This window comes from Pedococcus sp. 2YAF34 (genome assembly GCF_052114585.1).
In the GTDB taxonomy this organism is placed as follows: domain Bacteria; phylum Actinomycetota; class Actinomycetes; order Actinomycetales; family Dermatophilaceae; genus Pedococcus.
In genome coordinates this window covers 1-366 of record NZ_JBFRFA010000157.1, presented here as the reverse complement: position 1 = coordinate 366, position 366 = coordinate 1, and the positions used below count along the sequence as shown (strand labels likewise).

Here is a 366-nt window from a genome sequence, read left to right as displayed (position 1 = left end):
CTGCAATGCGATACTGGCCCGGAGCGCCACAGCAGCAGCTCAGCAGCCGTGTGAGCGGCACCCCATAATCACTTTCCGCCAAGGGAACACCTGTGCATTTTCTCGCCGTCCTCAGCATGAAGAACCGTGCTCTCATCGCACTGGTCACGGTCGTCGTCGCCATCTTCGGAGGCCTTGCGCTGACGAGCCTCAAGCAGGAGCTCGCGCCGTCCATCCAGTTCCCGCAGCTCGCCATCGTGACCAGCTATCCGGGCGCGTCGCCCGAGGTCGTCAACAATGACGTCAGCACGCCGATCGAGACCGCCATCCAGGGTGTGCCCGACCTCGAGAGCACGTCCGCGGTCAGCAGCACGAACCGCTCCCTGA

The 366-nt window shown here is 63.9% G+C and carries 1 protein-coding gene; it reads left to right on the top strand.

Going from position 1 to position 366, the window contains the following annotated elements; translation table 11 throughout:
- Nucleotides 1-92: 92 nt before the first annotated feature.
- On the top strand, nt 93-366 hold a 274-nt coding region (locus AB4Z02_RS19350; protein ID WP_441973006.1), incomplete at its 3' end, for an efflux RND transporter permease subunit.